At 31.6% G+C, this 564-nt stretch carries 1 protein-coding gene; it reads right to left on the reverse strand.

Annotation, left to right across the window (positions count from 1 at the left end):
- Nucleotides 1-52 precede the first annotated feature (52 nt).
- The coding region (locus tag RTW14_RS18485; RefSeq protein ID WP_331654516.1) for a hypothetical protein at nucleotides 53-564 on the reverse strand (512 nt) is incomplete at its 5' end.

Here is a 564-nt window from a genome sequence, read left to right on the forward strand (position 1 = left end):
ACTCTAGGGCTTGAAACCATTGATATAATTTTAATAAATTCCATTCATCTAATTAAAAAAACAGCTCTCCTACTTTATAGCCCTCAGGCAGTTCTTCTTCACATAAAAATTTGAAGTTATCATCCTTCAGTATTGGTAGAAATACTTCGTATGGTATCCTTGAAAACTCACAGCCATAGCTACTAGCTCCGAACCACTTACCTTCTTTGCTACTCAAGTTTAAATTTCTCGCAAATTTTGTATGATTTGAGCAATCATGAACTGCTAAATCCCAGTTTTCCTCTTCAGCTATTTTCATGAATTTAAGAGTTAATTCTCTGCTCCAAGTTGGAGATATATAACCATGTCTGGAAATATACATGTTTTCGCCTTCATAATTGTGTATGTTATTCTCATTTAAATGTAGCTCTGCACAATTTATAAAATCCAGATTTGTGTCTAAAATTGCTTCTTTTTTCTCAAAAAATCCTTCAAAAAACTCAGGAGTCATTGGAGTTTCAATACCTACATTTTTAATATATTTTTTAGCAAGTCCAATATTTTTTATAACTTTATCTGCACAAC

This window comes from Aminipila sp. (assembly GCF_032051575.1).
Taxonomy (GTDB): Bacteria; Bacillota; Clostridia; order Peptostreptococcales; family Anaerovoracaceae; genus Aminipila.